Annotated in this window: 19 protein-coding genes; 8 read left to right on the top strand and 11 right to left on the bottom strand. The window is 49.5% G+C overall.

Annotated elements, in window-relative coordinates; all coding sequences use genetic code 11:
* Positions 1 to 198 precede the first annotated feature (198 nt).
* The 6 genes from ACFVRY_RS22960 to ACFVRY_RS22935 all read left to right on the top strand — a co-directional run bounded on the left by ACFVRY_RS22960 (position 199) and on the right by ACFVRY_RS22935 (position 8653).
* Positions 199 to 1212, top strand: a complete 1014-nt coding sequence (locus ACFVRY_RS22960; RefSeq protein WP_387502620.1) for an LLM class flavin-dependent oxidoreductase — start codon at positions 199 to 201, stop codon at positions 1210 to 1212.
* A gap of 407 nt (positions 1213 to 1619) precedes the next feature.
* Positions 1620 to 2819, top strand: coding sequence for a hypothetical protein (locus ACFVRY_RS22955; protein WP_387502619.1), 1200 nt, complete (start codon positions 1620 to 1622; stop codon positions 2817 to 2819).
* 31 nt (positions 2820 to 2850) lie between these two features.
* Positions 2851 to 3498: a sortase gene (locus tag ACFVRY_RS22950; protein ID WP_387502618.1), complete on the top strand. Its 648-nt coding sequence runs from the start codon at positions 2851 to 2853 to the stop codon at positions 3496 to 3498.
* A gap of 97 nt (positions 3499 to 3595) precedes the next feature.
* Positions 3596 to 4828 (top strand): peptidase T, encoded by a 1233-nt coding sequence (pepT, locus tag ACFVRY_RS22945; RefSeq protein ID WP_387502617.1) that lies wholly within the window; start codon positions 3596 to 3598, stop codon positions 4826 to 4828.
* 322 nt (positions 4829 to 5150) lie between these two features.
* Positions 5151 to 6539: an MATE family efflux transporter gene (locus tag ACFVRY_RS22940; RefSeq protein WP_387502616.1), complete on the top strand. Its 1389-nt coding sequence runs from the start codon at positions 5151 to 5153 to the stop codon at positions 6537 to 6539.
* A gap of 176 nt (positions 6540 to 6715) precedes the next feature.
* Positions 6716 to 8653: a glycoside hydrolase family 30 beta sandwich domain-containing protein gene (locus ACFVRY_RS22935; protein ID WP_387502615.1), complete on the top strand. Its 1938-nt coding sequence runs from the start codon at positions 6716 to 6718 to the stop codon at positions 8651 to 8653.
* A 187-nt stretch (positions 8654 to 8840) separates the two neighbouring features.
* On the opposite strand, the gene ACFVRY_RS22930 is transcribed toward ACFVRY_RS22935, so the two are convergent.
* Positions 8841 to 9119 (bottom strand): hypothetical protein, encoded by a 279-nt coding sequence (locus ACFVRY_RS22930; protein ID WP_175373374.1) that lies wholly within the window; start codon positions 9117 to 9119, stop codon positions 8841 to 8843.
* Positions 9120 to 9470: 351 nt separating this feature from the next.
* Between ACFVRY_RS22930 and gdhA the strand changes: the two genes are divergently transcribed.
* A complete protein-coding gene (gdhA, locus tag ACFVRY_RS22925; RefSeq protein ID WP_066378306.1) occupies positions 9471 to 10856 on the top strand; it encodes an NADP-specific glutamate dehydrogenase in 1386 nt (461 codons plus the stop codon).
* Positions 10857 to 10994: 138 nt separating this feature from the next.
* Here the strand turns inward: gdhA and ACFVRY_RS22920 are convergent, their stop codons facing one another.
* Together ACFVRY_RS22920 and ACFVRY_RS22915 are read right to left on the bottom strand one after the other, a co-directional pair.
* Positions 10995 to 12314, bottom strand: coding sequence for a DUF3999 family protein (locus ACFVRY_RS22920; RefSeq protein ID WP_387502614.1), 1320 nt, complete (start codon positions 12312 to 12314; stop codon positions 10995 to 10997).
* Positions 12283 to 14850 carry a DUF2339 domain-containing protein gene (locus tag ACFVRY_RS22915; protein WP_387502613.1) on the bottom strand — a complete coding sequence of 856 codons (2568 nt, stop codon included), beginning with the start codon at positions 14848 to 14850 and terminating at the stop codon, positions 12283 to 12285. The genes ACFVRY_RS22920 and ACFVRY_RS22915 overlap by 32 nt, the downstream gene beginning before the upstream one ends.
* A gap of 202 nt (positions 14851 to 15052) precedes the next feature.
* Here ACFVRY_RS22915 and ACFVRY_RS22910 point away from each other — a divergent pair, with 202 nt between their 5' ends.
* Positions 15053 to 16108 (top strand): copper amine oxidase N-terminal domain-containing protein, encoded by a 1056-nt coding sequence (locus ACFVRY_RS22910; protein ID WP_387502612.1) that lies wholly within the window; start codon positions 15053 to 15055, stop codon positions 16106 to 16108.
* Between the two features lie 90 nt (positions 16109 to 16198).
* Here ACFVRY_RS22910 and ACFVRY_RS22905 read toward each other — a convergent pair whose 3' ends face one another.
* The 8 genes from ACFVRY_RS22905 to wsfD form a co-directional block, all read right to left on the bottom strand.
* Positions 16199 to 17773 carry a histidine kinase N-terminal 7TM domain-containing diguanylate cyclase gene (locus ACFVRY_RS22905; RefSeq protein WP_387502611.1) on the bottom strand — a complete coding sequence of 525 codons (1575 nt, stop codon included), beginning with the start codon at positions 17771 to 17773 and terminating at the stop codon, positions 16199 to 16201.
* 131 nt (positions 17774 to 17904) lie between these two features.
* Complete coding sequence (locus ACFVRY_RS22900) at positions 17905 to 18426, bottom strand: YcxB family protein (RefSeq protein ID WP_387502610.1); 522 nt, start codon at positions 18424 to 18426, stop codon at positions 17905 to 17907.
* 155 nt (positions 18427 to 18581) lie between these two features.
* Positions 18582 to 18830, bottom strand: coding sequence for a type B 50S ribosomal protein L31 (locus tag ACFVRY_RS22895; protein WP_387502609.1), 249 nt, complete (start codon positions 18828 to 18830; stop codon positions 18582 to 18584).
* A 172-nt stretch (positions 18831 to 19002) separates the two neighbouring features.
* Positions 19003 to 19857 (bottom strand): diguanylate cyclase domain-containing protein, encoded by an 855-nt coding sequence (locus ACFVRY_RS22890; RefSeq protein ID WP_387502608.1) that lies wholly within the window; start codon positions 19855 to 19857, stop codon positions 19003 to 19005.
* Positions 19847 to 21940: a cellulose biosynthesis cyclic di-GMP-binding regulatory protein BcsB gene (locus ACFVRY_RS22885; protein ID WP_387502607.1), complete on the bottom strand. Its 2094-nt coding sequence runs from the start codon at positions 21938 to 21940 to the stop codon at positions 19847 to 19849. Before ACFVRY_RS22885 ends, ACFVRY_RS22890 begins: the two co-directional genes overlap by 11 nt.
* Positions 21941 to 22012: 72 nt before the next feature.
* A complete protein-coding gene (locus tag ACFVRY_RS22880; RefSeq protein WP_387502606.1) occupies positions 22013 to 23263 on the bottom strand; it encodes a glycosyltransferase family 2 protein in 1251 nt (416 codons plus the stop codon).
* 28 nt (positions 23264 to 23291) lie between these two features.
* Positions 23292 to 24836 carry a hypothetical protein gene (locus ACFVRY_RS22875; RefSeq protein WP_387502605.1) on the bottom strand — a complete coding sequence of 515 codons (1545 nt, stop codon included), beginning with the start codon at positions 24834 to 24836 and terminating at the stop codon, positions 23292 to 23294.
* On the bottom strand, positions 24833 to 26365 hold the full coding sequence (wsfD, locus tag ACFVRY_RS22870) for a glycan biosynthesis hexose transferase WsfD (protein ID WP_387502604.1): 1533 nt from the start codon (positions 26363 to 26365) through the stop codon (positions 24833 to 24835). Before wsfD ends, ACFVRY_RS22875 begins: the two co-directional genes overlap by 4 nt.
* Positions 26366 to 26386 lie beyond the last annotated feature (21 nt).

Here is a 26386-nt window from a genome sequence, read left to right as displayed (position 1 = left end):
CTGTTTAAAATTGACAAGTACATTTGTTAATCGCTTTCAAAATATGTTTCCTAACAAGTAGTGTATGGAAACCCCGAATTTCAAAAAGCAATTAACTTACTTGAAGTGTGTAAATTATAATTAATCATGGTATAATGTCCTGTGTATCTCCGCACAGCATTGCAAATACTGTTATCAATAGTATGGGAGGGATTATACTTGAAAAAACTTCAGGACGTTCGTATCTCTGTGCTGGATCTGGCCCCGATTGTTGAAGGCGCCTCAGCACGCGATTCTTTTCATAATTCACTCGACCTGGCTCGCCATGCCGAAGATTGGGGTTATCACCGCTATTGGCTGGCCGAGCATCATAATATGCCCGGTATTGCCAGCTCCGCGACATCGCTTGTGATCAGCCATGTGGCAGCTGGTACTAAGACGATTCGTGTCGGTTCAGGTGGCATTATGCTGCCCAACCACGCCCCTCTCACCATTGCCGAGCAATTCGGCACGTTAGAATCCTTGTACCCAGGCCGTATTGATCTTGGCCTCGGCCGAGCCCCAGGCTCGGATCAACCCGCTTCCCGCGCACTGCGCCGGGGACTCGGCAGCGACGGAAGCGATTTTCCCGAGCAGCTTAGCGAGCTCCGGGCCTACTTCGACCCGAATGGCGCGGAGTTCCGCCCAGCAGGTGTGCGGGCCGTTCCTGGCGAAGGGCAGAACATTCCGATCTGGCTGCTGGGCTCCAGCGGTTTCAGCGCCAGATTGGCTGGTCAATTGGGTCTGCCATTCGCCTTCGCCAGCCATTTTGCACCAGAATATCTGTTGCCTGCATTGCATCTGTATCGCAGCAGCTTCCGGCCGTCTGAAGTACTGGAGAAACCGCATGTTATGGTCGGTCTCGGAATTTCGGCAGCAGATACCGTGAAGGAAGCCAAGCGGCTTGCTACTTCCCAGCAGCAGCAATTCCTGAATCTGATCCGCGGACGCACCGGGATGCTACAGCCACCGGTCGACAGCATGGATGAGCTCTGGACCCCGCACGAGAAGGCTATACTTCTCGACAAAGGGAAATATTCCATTGCAGGAGATAAATCTGCCATCACGGAAAGACTGCAGCAAATAATCGATGAAACGGATGCGGATGAATTGATCATTGCTGCTCAGATCTATGATCATGCTGCACGGCTACATTCCTATGAGCTGGTGGCAGAGGCCATCAAGGAGAGCTAATATCACCAAGAGATCCGTTCTCAATAAAATACACGTTAGCTGGAGGATTTCCTAAAAATAAAGAGATAACAAGAGGAATCTGCAAATAAAAGCATATAGTGATTTAAAAATGACCAATTTCAGGTGTAATACTTGAAATTGGTCATTTTTCTTTATATCGCATTTTGATTATACTTTAATTATTCGCTATAACGAACAGTCGTGTTCATTATGTCTTCTACTCTGTGCATCAAAGGATCACAGACATGAACAACGGGTAATTCCGTTCGTTTATAGTGGTTCTATAAAGAACTACCTTTTGACAAAGTGTGAGGATATATGCGTTAAGCAACAGCGTATTTTGGCGGGTACCGACATAGTTTGTCTATGCACATGGCAAAGGGCCCCAAGTGAGAGGAGCGAAGACTGTGATCAAGAAATATCGCTCGGCCTTTATAGCTGCCTATGCCCTGATTATTCTGGCAGGTGTAATCTGGCATGCGGGTGGGGCAAGCGCGCAGGACACCATAAAACTTAAAGTGAATTCGCATACGACGAGCACAGCAACCATGAGCAATATGAAGCCTGGCGATCAGATGCGCTCTGACTACACGATTATTAATGAGGGTAATGAGGACTTTGATTATTATGTAGACTTTAAATTCAAGTCCGGGGACGCTGAATTGTACAAAATCCTGCAAATGACCCTAGAAAAAGAGGGAGTAATCCTCTATTCCGGGGTGATGAGCGAAGCCGCCGGAAGAGTGGCAGTAGGATCGCTGGCTGGAGGCGCTCAGGAATCCATCATCATGGATGTCACGTTCCCATGGGAGGCCGGCAACGAATACCAAGGGAAGCAGACTACGGTGGCTTTTGAATTCACAGCTTCGGGGACACCGGAGCCAACGGCTTCGCCTGAGCCGTCTACCGGACCGAGCCCGACTCCATCTGCTACGGCCTCACCTGCACCTTCGGCAGAGCCTAGCACTGGACCGACGCCTACAGCTTCACCTGAACCGTCTACCGGACCTAGCCCGACTCCGTCCGCTTCGGCCTCACCTGGACCATCGCCGGAGCCTAGCACTGGACCGACAGCAACAGTTTCACCTGAACCGTCTACCGGACCTAGCCCGACTCCGTCCGCTTCGGCCACTACCGAGCCTTCGGCTGGACCTAGCACCGGGCCGACAGCTTCAGCTACTAATGAGCCTACATCCGGACCTCCAACTCTGCCGACAGCCACCGCTTCTCCGGGTATACCAGGTGTCATTGTAACGCCTGGACCGTCGGTCGCACCAACGCCAACGGCAACGCCGGGGCCAAGCAACATTACCATCACCGACGATCCGGTCCCATTGGGTGATGGCGGGCACAATAGCGGTACTGCCCCAGAAGCTTCACCGGGCGCAGGCATCACTACTGGCAGCACAGCTAAGCCGGCACCATCACCGACTATGTCTCCGGGTAGTGATGTCACCTTGGCCGACGACGAGCTGCCGCTGGCTGCTCCCGTTGCCGGAGATAAGCTCCCGGATACCGCGGAGCCCTGGTATAACCTGATTCTCATCAGTTTGGCTGTCGCTGTGATCAGTATCATCATTCTGCGCAGATTGAGATCGAAGAGGTAAACTGAATTTCCCTAAGTCTGGAGGAGAGAGTATGAAGAAGAAGCATTCCGGGGCCGTCATTGCCGTGAAGCTGATCCTCATACTCTCTTTGTCTGTGCTGCTGTATGCTGTGGTGCAAGTGATTAAAGCCCCTATTGAGGCCAGGCAAGCCCTGCAAGCCTGGGAGAAAAAGAGGGAGGAAGCTGTCAATCCCTCCCATATTGAAGAGCAGCCCCTGCCCGCAGGGATGATTAATGCCCCTTCGACAGCGCCCGGCTCCAAGCCGTCTTATACGGAGGGCGAGGTGATCGGGGAGATTTTTTTCCCAACCTTAAATAAAAAAGTAGCCATCTTGGAAGGGACGGACAGTCCACAGCTGAAAAAAGGAGCCGGCCACTACGCAGGCAGTGCGGCTATAGGCGCCGACGGCAACAGCGTACTAGCTGGACATCGTGACACTGTTTTCCGCAATCTCGGGGAGCTGGCCATTCATGATCCCATCGAGGTGGAGACCGCAAGTGGAAAATTCACGTACGAGATTACGGGTAGTGTGATTGTCGACAAGGACGAACGCGGGGCCATCAAAACCAGCGAACAACCTATACTCACGCTGATTACATGTTATCCATTCTCTTTCGTCGGTTCGGCGCCTGACCGGTATCTGCTCACTGCCAGACTGGTGGAGAAGGAACCGCTCTGATCTTTTTGAAAGACGGCCTGAGGATGAGACCGGCGATGGAACGTGATACTATAAAGAGAGAGGAATTGAAAATGTTGTGATGAGGAGCTGAGACAAGTTGAAGCAAGAAGTGATGACACGCTTTATTTCATATGCAGAGATGGATACACAGTCTAATGAAGACAATGATACCTGTCCTTCCACACCAGGTCAGATGGAGCTGGCCCATAAGCTGGTTGGAGAGCTGAAAGAGCTTGGCATGCAGGAGGTGACGGTGGACGAGCATGGCTATGTGATGGCTACGCTGCCGTCCAATACGGACAAGGAAGTGCCGACCATCGGCTTTTTGGCCCACTTGGATACGGCAACGGATTTCACCGGAGCGAATGTAAAACCACAAGTCGTAGAGAATTATGACGGCGGCGATATTGTCCTGAACAAAGATCTCAATGTGGTCTTGTCCACGAAGAGTTTCCCCGAACTGGCTGAATACAAGGGACATACGCTGATCACCACAGACGGAACGACCCTGCTTGGGGCGGACAACAAAGCGGGGATCGCTGAGATTATGACGGCCATGAACTATCTGCTGCAGCATCCAGAGATTAAGCACGGAAAGATCAGAGTGGCCTTTACCCCGGACGAGGAAATCGGACGCGGACCGCATAAATTCGATGTGGCCGCTTTTAACGCTTCTTATGCGTATACCGTGGACGGTGGACCGCTCGGTGAGCTGGAATACGAAAGCTTCAATGCAGCTGCGGCCAAAATCACCGTGAACGGCGTAAACGTCCACCCCGGAACGGCCAAGGGAAAGATGATCCACTCTTCCAAAATCGCCATGGCCCTCCATCTCAGACTGCCTGCGGGAGAAGCACCCGAGTTCACAGAGGGTTATGAAGGCTTCTATCATCTGATCTCCATTCAGGGATCGGCCGAGCAGAGCAAGCTACACTATATCATCCGCGACTTTGACCGCCACCAGTTCGAGGCCCGCAAGGCGCATCTGACGTCCATTGTGGACGAGTTCAAGAGCACCTACGGTGATGAGAATGTACTTCTGGAGATCAAGGATCAGTATTACAATATGCGTGAGAAAATCGAGCCGGTGCGCCAGATCGTCGATATCGCGCATGAGGCGATGGTGAGCCTTGGCATTACACCGGTCATCCGTCCGATCCGCGGCGGAACCGACGGCTCGCAGCTTTCTTATATGGGGCTACCTACCCCCAATATCTTTACCGGGGGAGAGAACTTCCACGGGAAGTTCGAGTACGTCTCCGCCGATAACATGGTGAAGGCGGTTCAGGTCATTATCGAAATAGCCAAGCTATTCGAACAAAAAGCATAGCATGGCGAAAAGCCGGACAGAGAAGATTATCCTCTGCCCGGCTTTTTTAATGCCTGCACCAATTCACTCATTTAAAACCACGCAAACACCATTCGCCTACTGCCGTTCTTTCCACATAAATACCCATATTTATAGTGGACAAATTCATCCGCGGTTATTTTAACCAGTTTATCCAAGCAATTTTCATGAATTTTCGGAGAAAAGATGCTGCATTTTCAGAAAACCTGTGCTAATATTACACTTTGTTTGAAGGATAAAAAAACTATGTTGAGCGAACTTACACGATATAAGTGTATAAATATATAAACTAAGAAGGTGCATCATGGAAAACAAAAATCATCAACAATTCAATCTAATGAAGCTGACCTGGCCGATCTTTCTAGAGCTCTTCCTGTTCATGCTCATGGGTAGTGTCGATACCTTTATGATCAGCACCGTCTCAGACGATGCTGTATCCGGGGTAGGCGCAGCCAATCAGATTATCGCCATTGCCATTCTGGTTCTCAGCGTGATCGGCAACGGCGCATCCATCGTCGTCTCCCAGTATCTTGGTTCCAAAAAACCGCGGGAAGCCGCAGAGGTGACCGGGAATGCCATTACCCTCAACCTGGCGGTAGGGCTAATCTTGAGCGCTCTCCTGTTCGGATTGGGCAAACCTTTGCTGCATGCACTTAATGTTCAGGGCGATATTTTTGATTACGCGCTCTCCTATATGAACATTGTTGGCGGGCTGATCTTCTTCCAGGCCCTAATCAACGGACTTGCCGCTACCATCCGTACACACGGATTTACCAAGCAGACGATGGTAATTTCCCTACTAATGAACATTTTCCACGTAATCGGCAACTACCTGCTGATTTATGGGCATTTCGGTCTTCCTGCGCTGGGTGTGGAGGGTGCCGCCATCTCGACGGTTGCAAGCCGTCTGATCTGTCTGGCCCTGTTCTTCTGGCTGCTCTACAGAATTATGGAAGTGCGGGTCAAATGGAGATATTACACTCACCTGTCCAAAAACTATGTGATGCAAATTCTCAAGATCGGCATTCCATCTGCTTTTGAATCGATTATCTATCAAGCTTGTCAGCTTGTATTCACACTCTATATTACGTACTTGGGCTCGGAAGCCATGGCTACACGCCAGTATGCGCTCAACATCTCTAACTACATCTATCTATTCAGTGTAGCTGTATCCATGGGTACCTCCATTATCGTGGGCCATCTGGTGGGTGCAGGACGTAAGGAAGAAGCGTATAAGCGTGTATTCTCCAGTGTAAAGTGGGCCATGCTGGTCACCGTTATTATTGACGTCATCGTTATTTTATTCCGGGTACCGCTGTTTGGACTGTTCACCAATAATGAGAGCATCATTATTATGGGTGCCCAGGTTATCCTGCTGAGCATCTTCCTGGAGACAGGACGCACAACCAATCTGGTGATCATCAACTCCCTGCGTGCTTCTGGTGATGCAAAGTTCCCTGTTTACATGGGTCTGATCTCCATGGTCTGCATGAGCTTGCCGCTAGGTTATGTGCTCGTATTCAAACTTCACCTTGGTCTTGCTGGCGTGTGGATTGCCACAGCAGCAGACGAATGGTTAAGAGCGGTAATCATGTACTTCCGCTGGAAGAGCCGGGCTTGGGAAAAACACGCGCTGCTCGAACCGGATCGTCCCGAATCATCCTCCAGTTCAACGATGGCAGCTGTACATTAATTTATATTCGGAAAAAGGGCCGTTCTTCGCGTCATTCAGACGTCAAGAATTGCCCTTTTTATTTATTTTTTTTAAAAAATGAGGACTATTTTCTAAATTTTAACACATACTTTTTTAGACAAGCTTCCTATTATAATGTAAGCGTTATCAAACATATTTAAAAAGGAGGAATTTCAATGATTCAGCACTCTCGCAAGCGTAGACAGAAGCAAGCCCGGCCCAGGCCGCTCTCCAAGCTGATGTTAGCTGCAACCGTACTGTTCACCTCTTTTGCTATACCGTTTCAGACCCCTACCGCTCAGGCCGCACCAGGAGTTGCCCAGGTCTATTTCAGCTCCGAGTCAACCACAGGTTCACCGGGGAGCAGTATCTGGTACAATAACCCCGCTGCCGCCTCTGCCGGTATCCAGTATGCCACAAGCAAGCAAGCCGATATTCCCCTCACCAATCCCACAAGCTCCACTGCCACAGCCATTACCGTAAATCCCGAGGTTCAGTACCAGAACATGCTGGGATTCGGCACATCACTAGAAGAGTCTACTATTTATAACCTGTCTCTGATGTCCGCAGCCAAGCGGGACGAGGTACTGCGCAGATTGATTGATCCCGTGAACGGAGCGGGTATGAATCTTTTCCGGATCACCTTCGGGACCTCTGATTTTACCAGCCGTAATTTCTACACTTATGAGGATACCAGAGGCAGCTTCTCCATCCAGAAGGACATCGACTATAACATAGTCTCTACGGTGCAGCGCGCCATCGCTATCGGCAACGAAACCGGCAATCCGGTCAAAATCTTCGCCAGCGCCTGGACGGCACCGGCCTGGATGAAGACTAACAACAGCCTGATTGGCGGCTATTTGAAACGGGAGAATACAAATGATCTGGCGGTCTATTACCGTCGCGCCATTCAGGAATATCAAAGCCGGGGCATCCCCATCTACGCGATGACCCTGCAGAATGAACCTCTGTATGCTGCGCCTGATTATCCCAGCATGCTGCTGACCTCTGCCAACGAACGGGAGCTGGCGATCGCCTTGAAGTCCCAGCTCGACACCTACAGCATCTCCACCAAGCTATGGGCGTACGATCATAACTTCGGCGAGGTCTGGACACATCTTCCCGGTGTCCTGGATAACGCAGCTGCGAATGCCGCCATTGAAGGGGTGGCTTTCCATGACTACTCCGGCGATCCTACGGCCATGACAGCGGTGCGCAACACCTATCCGAGTAAATCCATGCAGATGACCGAACGCGCCGTGTGGGGCACAGGAGGAGCCGACAGGATGGCGCAGTATTTCCGCAACTGGTCCGGTTCTTACACCAACTGGGTCACGATGCTGGACCAGAATATCCAGCCCGAGAAATGGACAGGGACACCAGGGCCGACCATGCTCATCCAGAGCACGTCGAACCGCAATACCTATTGGGTAGCGCCAGAAGTGAATTTCATTGGCCAGTACGCCAAATTTGTGAAGCCGGGGGCCAAACGGATCGACAGCAACTACGGTTCTGCCGCTACGGTCACCAATGTGGCTTTCCTCAATCCCGATAACAGCATCGTGACGGTCGTTATTAACCAGACCAGTTCCGCCAAGAGCTTCAAAATCCTCTCCGAAGGACAGCAGCTCCTGGGGACTCTTCCCGCCAAAACTGTAGCTACGTACATCTGGACCCGCGGCGGCGGAGACGGTGGCGGCACCGGTAGCGTACCTATCGGTTCCACCATCGCACTCCAATCCATGGCGAACAATCTGTATGTATCAGCGGATAATGCAGGCGCAAGTCCACTGATTGCCAACCGGACGACAGTCGGCACATGGGAGAGATTCCAGGTAGCCGATGCAGGGGGCGGCTTAATCTCTCTGAGAGCACTGGCGAACAACAAATATGTGACAGCGGAGAACGGCGGCGCCGATAACCTCATTGCAAGCAGAGACACCGTTCAGGGCTGGGAGCAGTTCCAATGGATTGACAATGGGGACGGCACCATCTCACTACTATCGAATGCCAACAATCGGTACGTGACGGCTGATAACTTCGGCAATAGTCCGCTGACTGCCAATCGCACAAGCATTGACGGCTGGGAGAAATTCAGATTCAGCATCCAATAACCATACAATCTTTCGTATCCGAAAAACAGGTAACAGCCCGCCCCTCCATCAGGGGCAGGCTGTTCTTGGACAATACCCGTCACACTTCTAAAATTAAGCAAGCATAAGTGCACGACTTATGCTTGCTTAATTCATAGAAACAGAGGACAATATTCAGGTACCTGCTATACATCAACAAAACGGAAGTTTAATCGATGTATCCTGCCAATCCCTTGTCCATCAGATAATCCATCTCGGCATCGAGAAGGGTCTCCACGGTCAGCTCGTCCAGCTTCACATCACGCTGAGCTGTGATATAATCCACTAGATCATCATTATCAATGTCTACCTCACCCTTAGCATTAGCTTGGGCTTTATTAATAAAGGTCTGCTCATGCTTCAGTACCAGCCGGATCAGTCCGGGGTCCACTTTAGTCTTGGCGGACAACACCGCCACCAGTTCCTGTTCATTCACCTGTTCGCTCATGGATAGTCATCTCCTTACAAGTTGCTGCAAAGCCATTGTAACACAGTCTGCCCTGAGCCGGGAGATTTAACTTCCGCACAAACTGTGCGAAAGCGTTCAAATTCGGGAATTGCCCGCATAAATATAGCGAAGAACCCTTGTTTTGTCTTGTATTTACTCCCATATACGTATAATTATCCACCCCTCTCTGCAAAAAAACGTGTCATTGAGAGTAAACTTTTTTCAAAAAACAGTTGTTAGCGGCGCGTTCTTATGCCAAAATAATAAAAAATATATCCCAGCGTGAAAGCAGTAACGCGAAGAAGCATTAAACCCGAAGAAAAATAATTATACGTAAAGGCGGTTGAATTCATGAGCTTAGTACCTTCGATCGATACAGACATCTCCCGCAACGATGCTCAACTCTATGTTGAGAAGGTCTACAACAACGTTGTGAAACGGAACCCGCATGAGCCTGAGTTCCACCAGGCCGTTAAGGAAATTCTGGAATCCCTTCTTCCTGTTCTGGCAGCTGAGCCTAAGTACCAGGAGAATGCCATTCTCGAAAGAATTGTTGAACCGGAACGTCTTGTTCTCTTCCGGGTACCTTGGGTAGACGATAAAGGTAAGGTTCGCGTGAACCGCGGCTATCGTGTACAGTTCAACAGTGCCATCGGACCTTACAAAGGCGGACTTCGCTTCCACCCGTCCGTGAACTCCAGTATCATCAAATTCCTCGGTTTCGAACAAATCTTCAAGAACGCCCTGACTGGCCAGCATATTGGCGGAGGTAAAGGCGGCTCCGACTTCGACCCTAAAGGCAAATCGGAAGGCGAGATCATGCGTTTTGCTCAAAGTTTCATGACAGAACTGCACAACTACATCGGGCCACAAGTAGACGTTCCCGCTGGCGACATCGGTGTCGGCGCGCGTGAGATCGGCTACATGTTCGGACAATACAAACGCATCCGCGGCGGCTACCCTGCCGGTGTATTGACAGGTAAGAGCGTAACCTACGGCGGAAGCCATGCCCGTCCTGAAGCAACAGGTTACGGAACCGTGTACTTTGTCAATGAGATGTTGAAATCCAAAGGCCTGTCCTTCGAAGGTAGCCGTGTGGTTGTCTCCGGCTCTGGTAACGTTGCTATCTACGCAATCCAGAAGGCTGTACAATTGGGTGCGAAAGTGGTCGCATGTAGTGACTCTTCCGGTTACCTATATGACGAAGATGGTATCAACCTTGACACTGTCCGTCGTCTGAAGGAAGTAGAGAGAAAACGGATCAGCGAATACGTGAAGGAGCATCCGAACGCTGTATACACCGAGGATTCCTCCCAGATCTGGACGATTCCTTGTGACATCGCGCTGCCAAGTGCAACCCAAAACGAAATCGACGAGACCCTGGCGCTGAAACTGATCGAGAACGGGGTTAAAGCGGTTGGTGAAGGTGCGAACATGCCTTCCACTTTGGAGGCTATTGACCAGTTCCATAAAGCTGGCGTTCTGTTCGGACCGGCCAAGGCTGCCAATGCGGGCGGTGTAGCTGTATCTGCACTGGAGATGGCTCAAAACAGCATGCGCTTGTCTTGGAGCTTCGAAGAAGTGGATGCTAAACTACATGATATCATGGTCGACATCTACAAACAGTCCGTAGAAGCAGCTGAGCAATATGGACATCCGGGCAACCTTCTGGTTGGCGCTAACATCGCCGGCTTCAAGAAAGTAGCAGATGCTATGATCGCTGAAGGTGTAATCTAAAAAGACTAAGACTGGCTGTTCAATAGCCGATCACTGACGGAGGGACCCTGCAATTCAAGGGGCCCTCTTCTATATCCACAAAAAGTCCCGTATCCAGTCAAAATGGCACTCGCCGCTGGATACGGGACTCTTTTCAACTTATTTCCGATTTAGCTTACGAATTAGCACAAGAATTAACAACAGCGATACAATAATAATTACAGCGTTAAACCCCAAAGCACCCGTCAGCCAGCGCCACCCGGTAGAAGATATAGCTGACACCTCTGGTAAGGCGTTCTCAGGTCCCAATCTGGCTGTGCCTATCTTCTCCCCTTCAATATGACTCTTGAAGCTTACAATGTCATACTGGGGCGCTACAGCCCCACTGTTCCCGTACACTAACCGGAAAGGTCCTTCCCCATCAGCGGGGAACACCAGCTTATCCACCAAGTATTCCATATGGACTCCCTGGAGCGAAATTGGAGCATCATCCCGGTTCTCAATGACGATTGTGAAGTAAAGCGCAGTTGTGGGCTCCTGAAGTATAATATCTGTTCCAGCAATTCGAGAATCCTTGAAATCAAGCCGATATAGCTTGCTCCCCCCTACAGTTCCAAGTTCCCTTCCACTATCATCGTACAACGTATAAGTACGTGAGAAATTCCCGGTCGTCTCCAGCCGGATCAACGACACTTTCAGTCGGTTATCATTACGGATGATAAGCTGCGTCTTCTGACCATCCTGCTTCATCTCATAGACAGGATCTCGCTGCCGCGTAAAGTCTTGGACATTCACTGTAGCTGTCTTGTGTATCAGCTTCATTAGACCGAATTCCAGCTTCTCGGCGTTATTCGGGACTACCAGACGATAGTAGGTGAATTTGTAATTCGAGCCCAAATCAATACCACTCTGTGCAAACTCTCCAGCCCTATACAGATCACCCTTGACCAGAGGTTCCCACGTATTCCCGTCATACCCGCCGTATATTTGGACATGCTTCAAAAATGCTTCGCCGGGCAGACCGAACTCCAGCCTGCTGCCCTGAATATCCCGGTTCTCTTCATTCGGGATCACCCTGTAATCAAAGGTCGTCTCCAGGTTCTTATTGAATTTAAGGGTTAATTCGGTCTTGTAGCTAATATTCTGCTCTTTCTGTTCCGCCTCTCCTGATTCTCGGAAGTAAGGGACGAACTGTCTTCGGCTGTCTTCAATTCGCAAGTCGCTCAAATTAGTGTTGGCGTGCTGATACACCTCTTCGTCAAGAAAAAAATCCTGATATGCCGCATCACCACTTGGCTCAATAGCCTTGGTGAATCGCCATTGGTCACTGCTGTCTGCCTTGGATGAAACTGCTTCTGCAACGCTTACTCCGCTTGTCTTGACCGGCGGGAGAATAACTGCTCCCAACCCGTTCAGTCCCAAACAGCTTAAGAGGAGCAGATTAATACTAACCTTGCGTATCTGTCTTCGCCTCCGCATAAGCCTCCTCCATTCTGTTGGATACTTTTTGATACAGGTAGGAGATTCCGAGCAGACAGACACCGAAGCTGAAATACGCGATGATCTTATGACCGGCGCCCAGCAGGCTCAAGTCATATAGCAGCAGCTTGCCTGTTGCCAAGAGTGTGAGCCCAAGGCCGAAGCGGCGGATATACACATACCGTCGGCTGAAGCCATATAGAATGAACAGCACCGCCAGCAGAAGATAGACCAGACTGAAGATCAGACCGGCATCATGTAGTTGAAGCTGCACACCTAGGAATGCAGTAATAATGCCGAGCAGATAAATGCCCATAATGACAGGGTACAGCTCCAGGCTCCGATATTCCCGCTTTAGAATGGCGACCAGCACATCGCGGCTGCTGAACCAGACGAAAATGTTGAAGACTACAAGCAGACCCAGCGCGATATAATCAGCTGACGTATTTTGCACCAGTTCGCCTTCCAGGCTCGGTAGCCCCGCCGTAATTCCGATACAAATAACATAGCCCACGCCATATAACAGTATGGCGAAATACCTGACTACAGTATCAAACAGAATCTTCACTTTCGGCAGTACATACGCCACAATTATCGAGATCACAGCGGCCAATACCCAGCGATAGAAGACCGTATGTGTGAAGTCATCGGGAACCACCCGCTGGTAGAGACGGCCCGACACGTATAGCAGAAAGGCCCAAACATTCAGCAGAGCAGCATACTTAAACCAGACGGCTAACCGGATTTCCATTAATCCGCTCACTGCAGACGTCTCTTTGTTTTGGTGCCTGACGGCATACCATACAGCAATAATCAGCATACCGGTAGTAATAAAAGCATATTTCAAGGCAAAATAGGGATCACCTTTAGGCAGGGCCGCATTTTCCATGATCACCTGAATCGGTACCGACAGCCCGAAGAAGGCTCCCAGGCAAAGAGCCAGAATCCCCCAGCCTGCCCGTTCCAATCCCTTGAACCGATGCTGACTGCCATAGACGGTAAGTACGACGGCCTCCACCAACCAGCCAATGGACCACCAGGCTGCACCCAACTGGAAGGGAATCATCAGCACGGCGAAGGTTAATGAGGTGGCATAGAATAGCAGCATACTCTGCTTCTCCTGTACCATCAGCTTCTCTAGCATTCGGCCAAGCCCCAAATACATGAGGCAGAAGAGCAATGCCAGGGCACCCTTGTAATCACCCAGGCCCGCATCCAGCAACAGCACATACAAGGTGATACAGCTAACCAGCGTATTGCAGCCCAGCAAGGCGAAGTCCCACCAGGATAGCTTGGAGCGATACTTGAACGGATACCATAGCGTAATGCCCAGATACATGACGAAAGTCAGCACTGCATACATCATACTTACGCCATTACTGCCAGACAGCACAATCAGGGTGAGCATGGTCGGCGTATTGAACAGGAAGCTGATGTAATTCACGACCACCCAACGCTTGCGCAACGAGATCAGTAGCACCGAAAGGTTCAGCAGGAATAGATAACCCATCGCGACATAGACTGCGCTCCCCTCCAGTCCAAACGCCAGTATGTAAGAAAAAAGAGGTAAGTATCCGCCGACAAGACCCAGCGAGCAGATCGTCCGGGACTCATACCTCAGTGACAACAGCACTGCCGTTAACGTCACAAGTATAGAGAGGGACAACCCAACATAGATATTTATAATCTCCAGTAGAAAATAGCTGTAAAAGATGGAGCCATAGAGAATGGAGATCCCGCCGCCGAGCAGACCCAGAGCGAATGCATTCCTACCCTTGCGGAACAGCCATTCTCCGGCGCTCAGCAGCAAGGCCCCCAACAGGAAAAAGGCGCTGCCCTTCATGTAGTCATTAAACCATGTGGAATAGCTGTATCTGAATCCTGCGCCGACAGCGAGGATCAGGAGCAGAATACCCAGCCGGTTGATCCAGTTCAAGCCGATCTTCATCTCAATCTGATTCTGCTTCCTTCTACGCTGCAGAACCTCCTCACTGACCCCTTCAGCCTCAAGCTCGCGGTATTTATCCCCCAGCCCGGCCTGAAGAATCTGCTCAGCTTCCATCTGGCGCTCACGACGTAGCTGAATACTCTTGTTTAATTCAGCAGCAAGGCCTCCCAGCCGGGCAGTGATTGCTTCTTTTTCCTCACCCAACTGACGATTAGCGGTACTGTACATCCGCTCCAGACGGTATTTGGCCTCCTGCTCAAGAGCCGTCAGTCGATCCGTATAGCCACGGCTTCGGGATGCAAAATAAGTATGCAGCTTCTGCTGTGAAATCCGTAGAATGTTGCGCTTCTCGTCCATCATTTGTTCTGCGAGAGCAATGCGCAGCTCGGAGTTCTCTATCTCAAGGCGGGAAGCCTTGACTTTGAGTTCATCCAGAACAATAAGATGCTCGTTATATTGCTTCTTCAGCGTTTCATGCTCATGCACCAAGTCATGACTTTCATATTCAGCCATCAGCTTTCCATAGTCTTGCAGAAGCTCATTCTGCCGCTCTTGCACGGACTTCATCCGTTCTCTGAACTTCTCCATAGCGCCTCCCCATGTCATAGATTGTTAATATTTTCATTTTACTACAAATAAACGGGTGTTCGATGTATTTGCCTGAAACTACAGAGGTTTTTCACCCTCCAATTTGCAGGTTTCGTTTCATCAGGTGCAACATTCTGGAAGAACGCAGCGTCAGATAAGTAACAATGGCCTAAAATACTCATGATTAAAGGAGATTCACAACATGAACAACATACTTAAGACCAGCGCAGTCCTCTTAACGCTATCCATGGCATTGACGACAGGCTCAGCTCTTGCCAAGCCCGCATCAGCTAACCAAAATAACAGTGTGCAGCCCTCTGTGACGAGCGCAGGACAACAAGTCTTCACGATTGAAATTAACGGAACTTCCCTTACAGATACCGGCTATCAGCTTCCTGGAGGCAAGGAACCGCTGGTTCCCTTACGGGCAATGACAGAAGCTTTGGGCTTCAAGCTGGAATGGAACAGCAAGACCAAATCAGTCGAGCTGAGCCAAGGCAATATTTTCACAACCGTAAAGGCCGGCGAAGACCGCTATGTCATCAATAGGATGTACACAACGCTTGGCACCGCCCCCGTGCTAAAGGGAGACAAGCTGTATGTTCCGGCTTCCTTCGCCAGCGAAGTGCTGCATCAATCCGTTTCGGTGAAAGGAGCTTCGATTCTAATTCAAACGAACATTCAGGATCAGGAAGCTGTGATCGACACTGGTGTTATCACTTCGGTTTATCAAAGCGAAAGCGGCAAATACAATTCTGTGCAGATTCAAGGTGCAGGTACGGACGGGATGATTCTTACTGTCGGCCCAGATACTGTCTTTAAGTCGGCTGACGGAGGGACGCTTGCGTTCACCGATCTCCACATCGGGATGACCGTACAGGCAGCACATTCCATGATCAGCACGTTCAGCCTGCCGCCGCAGACACCTACGTATTCCATAACCGTTTTGGATAAAAAGAATCAGGGTGACCTGCTCGGAACCGCAGGCACCGCGGAGGAAGTGCTGAAGGATGCAGATGGTAGTATCAGTTTCCGTCTGAAAGGCGACCCTCTCACCGACCTTTCGCAAAGTGAGATTGTACTTCGCTTGGCTAAGGACACCGTGGTGGTTAATGGAAGAGGCGAGGCTATGGACAGCAGCAGCCTTGTAAAAGGGGCCAAAGTGATCGGCTTCTACACTCCAATGATGACTAAGAGTCTGCCACCGATCGGCACAGCCGTCAAAATCGTCGTGCAGCCTGCACCTGCTAGGCCTTAAAGCAATCCTGTACCAACAGAAGCACATATCATAAAGAAGGCCTGACTCCAGTATGGAGCTAGGCCTTCTTTATGGTTTATAGTTTGAGTGTTAACCCTTCAAAACCTCGCTGACTGGTGGTTGACCACCCAAAGTAACTTTATCCTTACCTGTGGTCTTGGACAAGTACAATGCCTCGTCCGCCTCCCGGTACAGTGTCTCAAAAGTGACATCACCCCGCTGAGTGAAGGCAATCCCGATGCTCACGGTCAGGGATATGGTATGCCGGTCATCCAGATTCACGACATGATCCCTGATCATAGTCCGGAAAAACTCTGCTTCCTCCAGCGCCGCCGCCTCACTGCTGGCAAAGAAACACACGGCGAATTCTTCGCCACCTACTCTTCCCGAGATACCGATGTCTTTGTATACACTCAGAATTTTACTGGACAGATCGACCAGCGCCTGATCACCCGCCAAGTGACCATATGTATCGTTGATTAATTTGAAATCGTCAATATCGAACAACAGCAGTGCCGTGCCCTTCCCCTCCTGCAATCCATGCTTCTGTACCAGCCCCATAAAATGTCTGCGGTTATAGAGCCCGGTCAGGTCGTCCACCGTAGCCTGATGCAGCAGCTCCCGCTCGTACCGCTTCTTCGCACTCTGATCGCTGAAGACCAGCAACATGCCTGTTGTCTCAAGCTCGTTAGGCTCTGTTACAATCAGCGAGACCCCGTAGTATGAGCCCCCCGGGCCAGAAGCTTCGATCTCGTATTCGCCTGCCTGTCTCTGCCTGTAGGCCTGGGTAAGCTCCGTATGCTCTGCCAGCAACGGGGTGATATTCTTACCAATCCAAGTTGAAGGCCACTCTCCTGATAGATCAGATAGCATAACAGCACCATTTTCATTGATATCCATAACAATGTCATGAGGATCAATTACAACAATGCCATCCTTCATATTCTCAAAAATTTTGTTCTTATCTAGCGGGTACAAAGCAAGATGAGGATCTTTAAATACAGTGAAGTAAGCCGCTAGCGTTGCCGGCAAATAAGTAAAGGCAGTGAAGCCTGTAACAGTAATCTTCAGAATCGGCAGCAGAAAAATAGAAGCCACGGGTACCAGCAGCCCGCCAAGCAGTAGCAAATTGCGCCTCAGATAATATTTTGGAGCACCCCACATGGAGGCGGTCAGCAAATAAAGGGCATAGACACCAAAAAGCTGATCATAGGCGATCAGACACATACTGAGTAATGTAGGTTGAACCATGATTCCGCTGATGCCTGCCTCTAGTGCCACACCCACCTCGCTGCGCATCAGATGATGATAGGAATCCGTAAAGATAAGCAGCACATAAGCGAAAACAGGGATAGAGAATAGGAATAGCCGACGCGGAAGCTCTGCCGTTGAGCGGGACACGTAGTCCTTGATAACGGCATATGTAAAAATCGTGCTCAAAAACAGCGGAGGCTGCTGCAGGTTCTTCCACCACAGCTTAGCCCCAAAGGAAATGGCGATAATTTCTCCGGCCGTCGCTGCAAATATCCAGCTAACCAGCAGCATCAAAATCCATAAATAGCGTCTTCCTGGTGTTTTACGAAACTGATAAGACTTGACACCCATATAAAGACTGAGAATACTGCCCATGATTAAATAATACGGATAACCCTGTATCCACGGCATGTAAAATTTCTCCTATTATTAGATAGCTTTGCCTCATTATAGCTCACTCTCACTAACAATTGAATCATTCTTCTATAATCCTTAAGGAAAATATTAGTAGACGCCTTTACGTAGCCGCTGTATTTATAGGGTTATCCTTTAAATTTGACCCGATTCGAGAACATATGCTTTCTGGCCAGGTCTTTGAAGAACTGCTTGTCCTCCTCCGACTGGAAGAAGCGTTTGGGGAGGATCAGCGCCTGGTTGGCAGAGACAAAAAAAGCAAACAAACTGGCCGTCTCCCCAATCTTATATATCTCTTCCCATTTGACGTGCCCGGAGCCTGAATCGGACTGATGCTGGAGGCCCTCATCCGAGATCACATAGCTTTGGGGCATCTTTGATTGATTGTCACTTTCAAAAGCCTTCTTCGACTTTTTGGTCAAACTTGACCGCGTGATATACCAAAGAATGATAGCAAGTCCAACTGCCGATGCTGCGAGAATGGAGAGACTAGAGGTGCTGTAATTCTTCGTAATCGCCAGCATGATTGCGAAATAGGCAACCACACTGAATCCATTAACAATAATTCTGCTGTTCAGGCTAAACCACAGGTTAAACTCCTGAACATCTCCGCTGCTTAGCTCGGTATTCACCGTAATCTCTTGTGCCATCCTGACTCTCCTTCAGCGCATGATAAATTATATGATCCTATAATTCTAACACTAATTATGCAGGCTGTGACCTCCTGTATGGACCAAAACAGATTCTGAGCAGACAAAAAAGACAACCCTCCGCTTAAACGGGTTGTCTGGTCTGAAATGATGTCTTATTTCTTCTGTGCCAGGCGTTGCTTGAACTTGTCCACACGCCCGCCGGTTTCTGTGTCTCTCTGCTTGCCGGTATAGAACGGGTGGGAGGCAGAGCTGGCATCCACCCGGATTACCGGATAGGTGTTACCATCATCCCACTCCATCGTCTCATTGGACGACTTGGTGGAGGTACTGAGGAACTTGAAACCTACGCTGGCATCCAGGAATATGACCTGGTTGATTCTGGGATGTATACCTTCTCTCATTGCCGATGACCTTCTTTCTGAGCAAATGGATTCAAATCGTAAACATTACGAATTAAGTCATGTCTACATCATACGCCAACTCCGACATGAAAGCAATCTTAATGAAACAGCATTCCCAAATCAGTTAACTATAATCCGCTTGTAGCTCAAGAAATCGTATGGTATTACCTAATCACACATCATATTCCAGCTGTTTCTTGGCCTGGACAATGAAATCGAGCGGGTTCTCGATGGTGTCCGGCTGATATTGTACAGCCCCAATCTTGAGTCCCAGCTTAACCTTGTATTTACTCATAAACCCGTTATCGTTCAGCTCGAGCAGCTTGTACTTGATCCGTTCAATGACGATTTTCGCCCCGTCGCGGTCTGTGAACAACAACAGTCCCCATGTGGCATCTTCCTTGTCCAGCATGTAGATCGCATCATTGGTGCGGATACTCGACTGGCTGATTTGCGAGACATCATAAATGGCTTCTGTAAGCTGCTCTTCCGGAATCAGGCGCCGGATTTCATCCCAGTATTTGACCTTGACCACAAGCAGGGTCAACGGTATTTGGTACCGTGTAGAGATGCCGGTGAACAGGCTGGCATCCTTCTGGAAGGCCACACTGTTGCGCAGATCGGTATTCTCATCCACCGTCGCCAACTGATCTGCCCGTTTCTTGAGGTTCTCATTCTCGGTCTGAAGCTGGCGGTTGCCCAGCGTGAAGATCCAGACCACAACGGTCAGAAGCGGGGTCATAATGAGCCAGAAATAGGTGTTCAGACCAATGGTCTCTCCCTGCGATATCGTCTGGAACATAATAAAGAATCCGTAGCCGAAAATAAACGCAAGGTTCAGCACCAAGCCAGCCGTCACTGTGGTGAAATAAGTAACTACTGCCAGAATAAAAGCCACATTGAGGATGATAATGTTCTGGATGTAATGATTCGGCGACCCGGCAATGAATACAATACAGATGTACGCCAGAACCAGGAATAACAGAAAGGCGGCATCAGAGATCAGGGTGCTGCGATTACGTCTCACGCTTATCACCACGTTTCTTCATATGTTTGCGGAGCAGCAGTATTAAAGATATCAGAACCAGCGCAATGACCAGCACAATTGCGGCTACAAAGCCCAGCACGTCGCCTCGTTCCAAAACCTGCTGCACTGCCGAGTCCTTCTCGGCACCGGAGACGGTCTTGAAGCGATAGGCACTGACATTGCCATCTTTGTCGGCTACAACACCATCTCCGAACACCCTCCATTTGTCCTTCTCAGTGGCGAGCAGCCTGGAAGCCACATAATAATCATCAGAGCTGACGCCCGTAACAGCCAGCATCCCCCGGCCCGCTGCAAAAGGCGATTCAATCAACTGCAGGGTACCAATCTGACCACCGTAGCTGTCTTCAATGCTCATTTTCTCATTCGAGGTAATTCTAGTACCGTCGGTATTATATTGAAAATACAACTTGTCATTCGTATCACGGATGACCTTATTGTCTTTATAGCTGCCAATGGCAATAATGTTGTTGTTCTTCAGACGGTCCTCGTTGACGTTGTCCGGGTAGAAATGAATGTCGCCTGTGTTACCCCCCGCATATTGGCCTAGCAGATTGATAACATTGGATAGGCTGCGAAATGTATAATCGTCTATCTTCTGCGGGAGTACCATGGCGACATGATTATAAATCCCATCGCGTAGGAACGGATATGGATAGTTGTTGAATAGCAGGTCAGTGCGATCCTTTGTGTTGAGGTGCATCATGGAGTCCTTGCCGATATATGCCCACGGCATTTGCTCCGTATTCGGCGTACAAATTGCGTTAGGTATCTCCAGATCAAAGGCCACCTTAACAGAGAAGTTGCCTGAGATGTTCAAGCTCTGCGGAATGGCCAGGTTCAAGGTGTCCCCGTTTGCCAGCTCCCGGTTCAGCTTCTTGCTGCCGATTGGCGTATCATTGATACTCACCGTGACCATCGCGCGTTCGAAGTCCAGATTCTGCGCATAGCGGAGATCCAGACTGATCTTGCCGGCATCGGCGATCGAACGGTTAGAGGGCAACGAGATAAAGTAGGTCTGCTCCTGATGATACGGCCCGGTCAGCTTGTCCCCGCTCTCCGTAAAGGTAATATTGGAGCTAAGGGCGAACGGAGGCGCAGCCACCTCCGTCGTATCACCGACGACTTTTAGATCACTACTGATCTGACGGGTTAGCTGCCCATTGGCGAGCAGCCTACCCGCCTTAATCAGCAGGTTCTCATCCTTAGAGGTGACAATCAGTGTAGGCCGTGTGTCTTTGTTCACCAATTGGATAATTGCATGATTCCCCATATCCTGCGATGGAGTAATGGCAGCCTTAAGATTGGCAGGGAGTCGGTCATACATGGCCACCAGCACTACCGCCTCTTTATCCTGAAGGGTATCACTCCGGTAAGGAAGCAGCGCAATGGTGCGGTCATTCACTGTATTGGCCTTGGCGTACCCGGAAAGGGCGTAAGACGCTGCTTCCAGCTCCACACCTGTGGCGTTCTCTGGCACGGCGAGCAGGCTTTTGCTCCCTCTGACCATATCAATGCCGGAGAAACGTTTACTGAAGTCGCTAATGCCCCCGGTCAGTGCTTTCGGTGTGTAGACCACACTTACACTGGAAGTATTGAATAAATGCAACCAGTTATCCGGCGTATTATCAACAGCACAGAGCTGATCTTCCGTTATCTTGGTCCGCAAATATCCCTGAATGCTCAGCGTGTTCGTCCCCTGCTTCAGGAATCCCTTCGGTGCCGGGATCATCAACTGCTGCTCCCCATTGTTTCCAAGCGAAGGCCGGAAGGTGTAGAAGGGACTGCCGTTGAGCGACAGCGTCACACTCGACAACTGATCTTCAGTAATCTGCGAAATTTGAAAATGCAGGTTGATCTTGAGATCTTGCACATTCCAGTAGTCCATGACCTCAAAGAACTGCTGCCGGGAGCTTGTCCCCGTCAATGAGGAGTCCGTTCCGGTAAAGAAAGTCTCATAACTCTTCCCTTGGGTTCCAGGAAGAACTTCGGCAGCCACGACATGCAAGGGGGTCAGGAAAAGGATGAGGCAGACCGCCCATATTGCCAATTGTTTTTTTATCATCGTTAAACGCTCCTGTACTCTTGTATTTCTCTTCCATCGACAGCGGGTTCAATCTCTGCGTGACGTCCGGTGCTAATAACGCTCGGTCTTGTACCATTTGGCTTCCCGTTTAAAGATCTGATCCTTCATGTAGTTATAAAGCCCATAAGCGGCAACCACCATCCACATCTGACAGTAAGAGACATACATCAGCAGGATGATCCACAGGTTGGAGAGACTCATCTCGCCTTTTTCGGTTGTCAGTGTAATAAAAGTACCCACTATGAACAGGATGACCGCCAGCAGCCAAAGAAAGTTGCTTAATCCGGCAATGGTCGTATGTACATAGCCCAATGCATGCAGAATCAACAGGATATCAGAAGTCACGAGCGAAGTCAGCAGCAGGAAGTAGATGGACAAAAAATACAGGATATCGAAGCGGACTCGCTTGGCAGATCGGTTAAAAAGCAGCGGGATATTTTTAACGATGACATATATATTGCCCTTAGCCCAGCGCGTTCGCTGCTTGAACCAGACCTTCACCGTCTGCGGTTCCTGCTCCCAGGTCACGGCCTTCGGCTGGAATTTGATCCGGTAGCCCATCATATAGATGCGGAAGCTGATCTCGGTGTCCTCTGCAATTGCCTTAACATCCCAGCCCCCGATGCTCTCCACAATCGACCTGCGCATAATGAAGTTGGTCCCCGGGATAGTGCACAGCTTGAACAGTTTCCAGCGCCCCGCCTGTGCCATCCATTGAAAAGAAAGGGTCTCAATATTGATAAACCGGGTCATTAAGCTCGCATCACGGTTACGGGTTCGGAACTTCCCAATCACCGCGCCCAAAGAGGCATCATTCATAATTTCCCCAACGAGGTACCTCAACGCTGTTTTCTCAGGTGTATTGTCGGCATCATAGATGGCGATCAGTTCCCCCTTGCTGTGGGTGAAACCAATATTAAGGGCATTGGACTTGCCCTTGCCACCTGTTATAGCATCGGTATTAATCACGATCAAATTGCGCCCAGGATGGCGATCCTTGATATTCCCGAGCAGTTCAGCGCTATGATCCGACGAATTGTCATTGATGACAATGATCTCATAGCGGTCATGCGGGTAATCCAGCTCTAGCAATGATTCCACCGTTCGACTGATAACAACGCCCTCATTATGGGCCGGTACCATGATGGAGACGAAGGGGATCTCTCCCTTGATCGCAGGCACTTCTTCATCTTCAGATTTAATGTAATACAGGTATCCGGCAATAATAAGAACCACATTCACCAGCAGCAGTGACCAAATACAGACTACTGCAATTACCATCAACACATCCGAGATTGTCATGGTTCTCTCCTAAGAACAAGTTATTTTCTTATTTCATATATTTACGGCGATACATCCGGTAGCCGATAACGAGCAGCCCGCCGAAGAACACCAAGGACACGATAATCGCCACAATAAAGAACTGGTTCTGTACACTGAACAGCCTTGTGAAGCTCTTGACCTGCTCATGTTCATACTCGAAGTCTGCGCTCACAGCCTTGGGGCTGTAATCTATATTCAGCTCTTGACCATTTATAGAGATCACGCCCTGCGAAGAGGTAATAATATGGGTATCTGTAGCCACTCTATGTGCTTCCTGCTTATAATCTGCAAAAGAAATCCAGGACTGTTCCAGCTTCTGCAACAGTTTCTCCATTCCAGCTTCATCCTCCGGAAAATCGGCGACTATCGCGGTGTTCATCGGTAGATCTGTCAGTCCACTGCTCCCTGTTGGGTATTGTTGTATTAGATCATCCAGTGGCACACTGTATAGTGAGGAGGTGAATGCCTTCGATGTATTGGTCTGCTCCATATAACGGAGTTCCTCATTGGGAAAAAGCACTGCTGAATCAAAGAAAAGAAGGCCTGTCTGTGTATATTCTTTGTCAGAGGCCCAATACCTTTCTGCTCCGACACCAAGTGGGGCAATGCCCTGTTCCGCCAGCAGATTGATGAAACCACTCATCTTCTCCTGCAGCGAATGGTCGCTCCGGTTAATGGCAGGCCGGACTACCGGAACATTAACCACAATACTGCCGTTACGGGCTTGAACAGCCTTCAGCGCCTCCAGGTACCGCATCATTGCCGGGAAGTCAGTATTGGTAAAGACGGGGCGGACACTCGCAATAAAAGGAATACCATTCTGGTATAACCGGTCGGCCATCTGTTGCAGCAGGCCTAAATCACTGACCGGATAAATCTCTTTTAATACGAGATACGAATGAGGGTTATCCGTAATATGGAGCCACTCTCTCAGCACACAGGCCATCGCCAGCGAACTCCCATCTCCCTGTTTTAGATATGGAACATACGTATATTTCCCGCTGCTAACAGCATAAGGAACCTGTACACTGCTTCCGGGAAACAACAGATTACCATAGGATCGGTCGGCTTGGCTTGCGGCAATGTAAGGCATATCCTGCACCTGTAGACTTGCCTCCGGCAGCCCGCCAATCCGCAGCCTGACGCTTCCGCCAGGCTGCACAGCCACCGATAGGTGCAGTGCCAGCTTCATATCGGCCGTAGGGTTGTACCCAATATGCAAATACTGACCCTTATAATCCGTTAAGTCCTCCAGATATGCATGATTGTCCGAATTAATATCAGCGGCGTTTATTACCGTGATCACGTTGGAATAATTATTCATGGAGCCTTTAACATATTGATCCAGATGCACCAGCGTAACCTGCGCACTGTAGGCGGCCAGCTGCTTTTGAAGCTCATCAACATTGCCCTCGTGTACGGTCCCTTTCGCCAGACTATCGAACAGAAGCAGGACACGCAGCGGCGCAGCGGCCGATTGCGCAGGGGCAGGCGTAAGGAGCAGCAGGCAGAGGAATAGCGGCAGCACAACCATTGCGACTCGATTCCTCACGCGCCCACATCCTTTTGCACTTCCGGATTATAACCGCCGGTTGTATTCCGCTGAACATCTTTGAATATGAAACGGCCAATGACATTGGACACGGCTAAGAAGGTTACGAGGTCGAACGATAACGTGAACAGAAATTCGTGTTTGGATAAATCGGCATCACCCGCTCCGATAATCGAAACTAAGATACCCGATACCCCTACACCCATCGTTGCCAGAATAAGAGCCATGCGCTGAATTCCCCGCAGATTCCCTTCCTTGACAGCTGCTATACAGGACGGCATGTACAGCGCTAGAATCAGCAGCACCCAGATAACAACGAAACCAAATGTCCGGGGAGCAAGCTTTTCTTTAAGTAAACTGTAGCCAGAGAAGAATCGGGTGTGTGAACCATACTCTTTTCCCGCGGATTTCTCGTAATTCCCCATCGCTGGCGGCCTTATCGTAAACGCGCTTTTGGCGGCAACATTCAGAATAGCATTCAACGGACCCGGGTTGCTGGCATAGTATTTCAGAATCGGGACAAATCCGTAGCGACTGTAGAACTCTTTCTCGAGAATAGGTGATTTCACATCAATCGTACCGTATTGCTCATAGTAAATCGTCCCTTTCAAAATGGCGAACTGTTCGTCTATTCCAAAGGATTTCAGTGTATCTTCAGGATTGGAGGACTGATTTAGCACCCCGCGGGTCATGGCATGGTATTGGTTGATATCCACAAATTCTTTGGAGATATTCAGGTAGGTTGCAACGCCTGTGAACATCATCAAGATGACAGAGCCCATGGTCAGCCAGCGGAATAAAGTATCCCTGCGAATCCAGATAAGTGTGATAGCTAGCACGGAGATAATCATGCCCACTGGAGCATTTTGCTGCTTGGAGGTGGTTAGGATAACTGTGCTGGTGACCAACAAGGCCAGCATCGCGTAATCATTGTATCGTTTGCGGTATAAAGCCAACCATGAACCGAACACGAAAATCATCATGATCGTGACCACACTTTCACCAAAAAAAGAGTTAAAAAAGGCTGTATAAGCCGTATCTCCAAAGATGAAAATAGCAATAGCTGCAATTAGCAGCCCCTGCTTGCGGGACATTTTCCACGTAATCGATTCTATCAGAATATAAATCGCGCACACGTACAAAATGGTATACATGGCAGCTTGAAAACGAACATCAAACACCTTATCGCTATACAACAACTTGTTCAGGCCGATCGCCAGCTTGATGAACAACGACTGGGAAGAGTTCAGGATCGCTTGGTTCTCATTGTAATACTGGAATATGCCGAACTGCTTGATAAAGTAACCAAAGTATTGACTGTCATAGTCCGGCTGGTTGAAATAAAGCCCATTGCTGTAGGTGATACGAAAGAAATCGCCATTATCGGCCATACCAATATAGGGGGCGGTAAATAAGGCGATGACTGTGATGAACAATACCCCAAATGCGGCTATAAATGCAGGGGAAGTAAACGGATTTGCAAGTACCAGCCTTTGCCGGAAAGACGGTCTAACATTATATTCAATCATACAGGTTCCTTTCCTTCTGTA

It is taken from the genome of Paenibacillus sp. NPDC057934 (assembly GCF_042887565.1).
GTDB lineage: Bacteria > Bacillota > Bacilli > Paenibacillales > Paenibacillaceae > Paenibacillus_AQ.
This window is presented reverse-complemented; position numbering and strand designations above follow the sequence as displayed.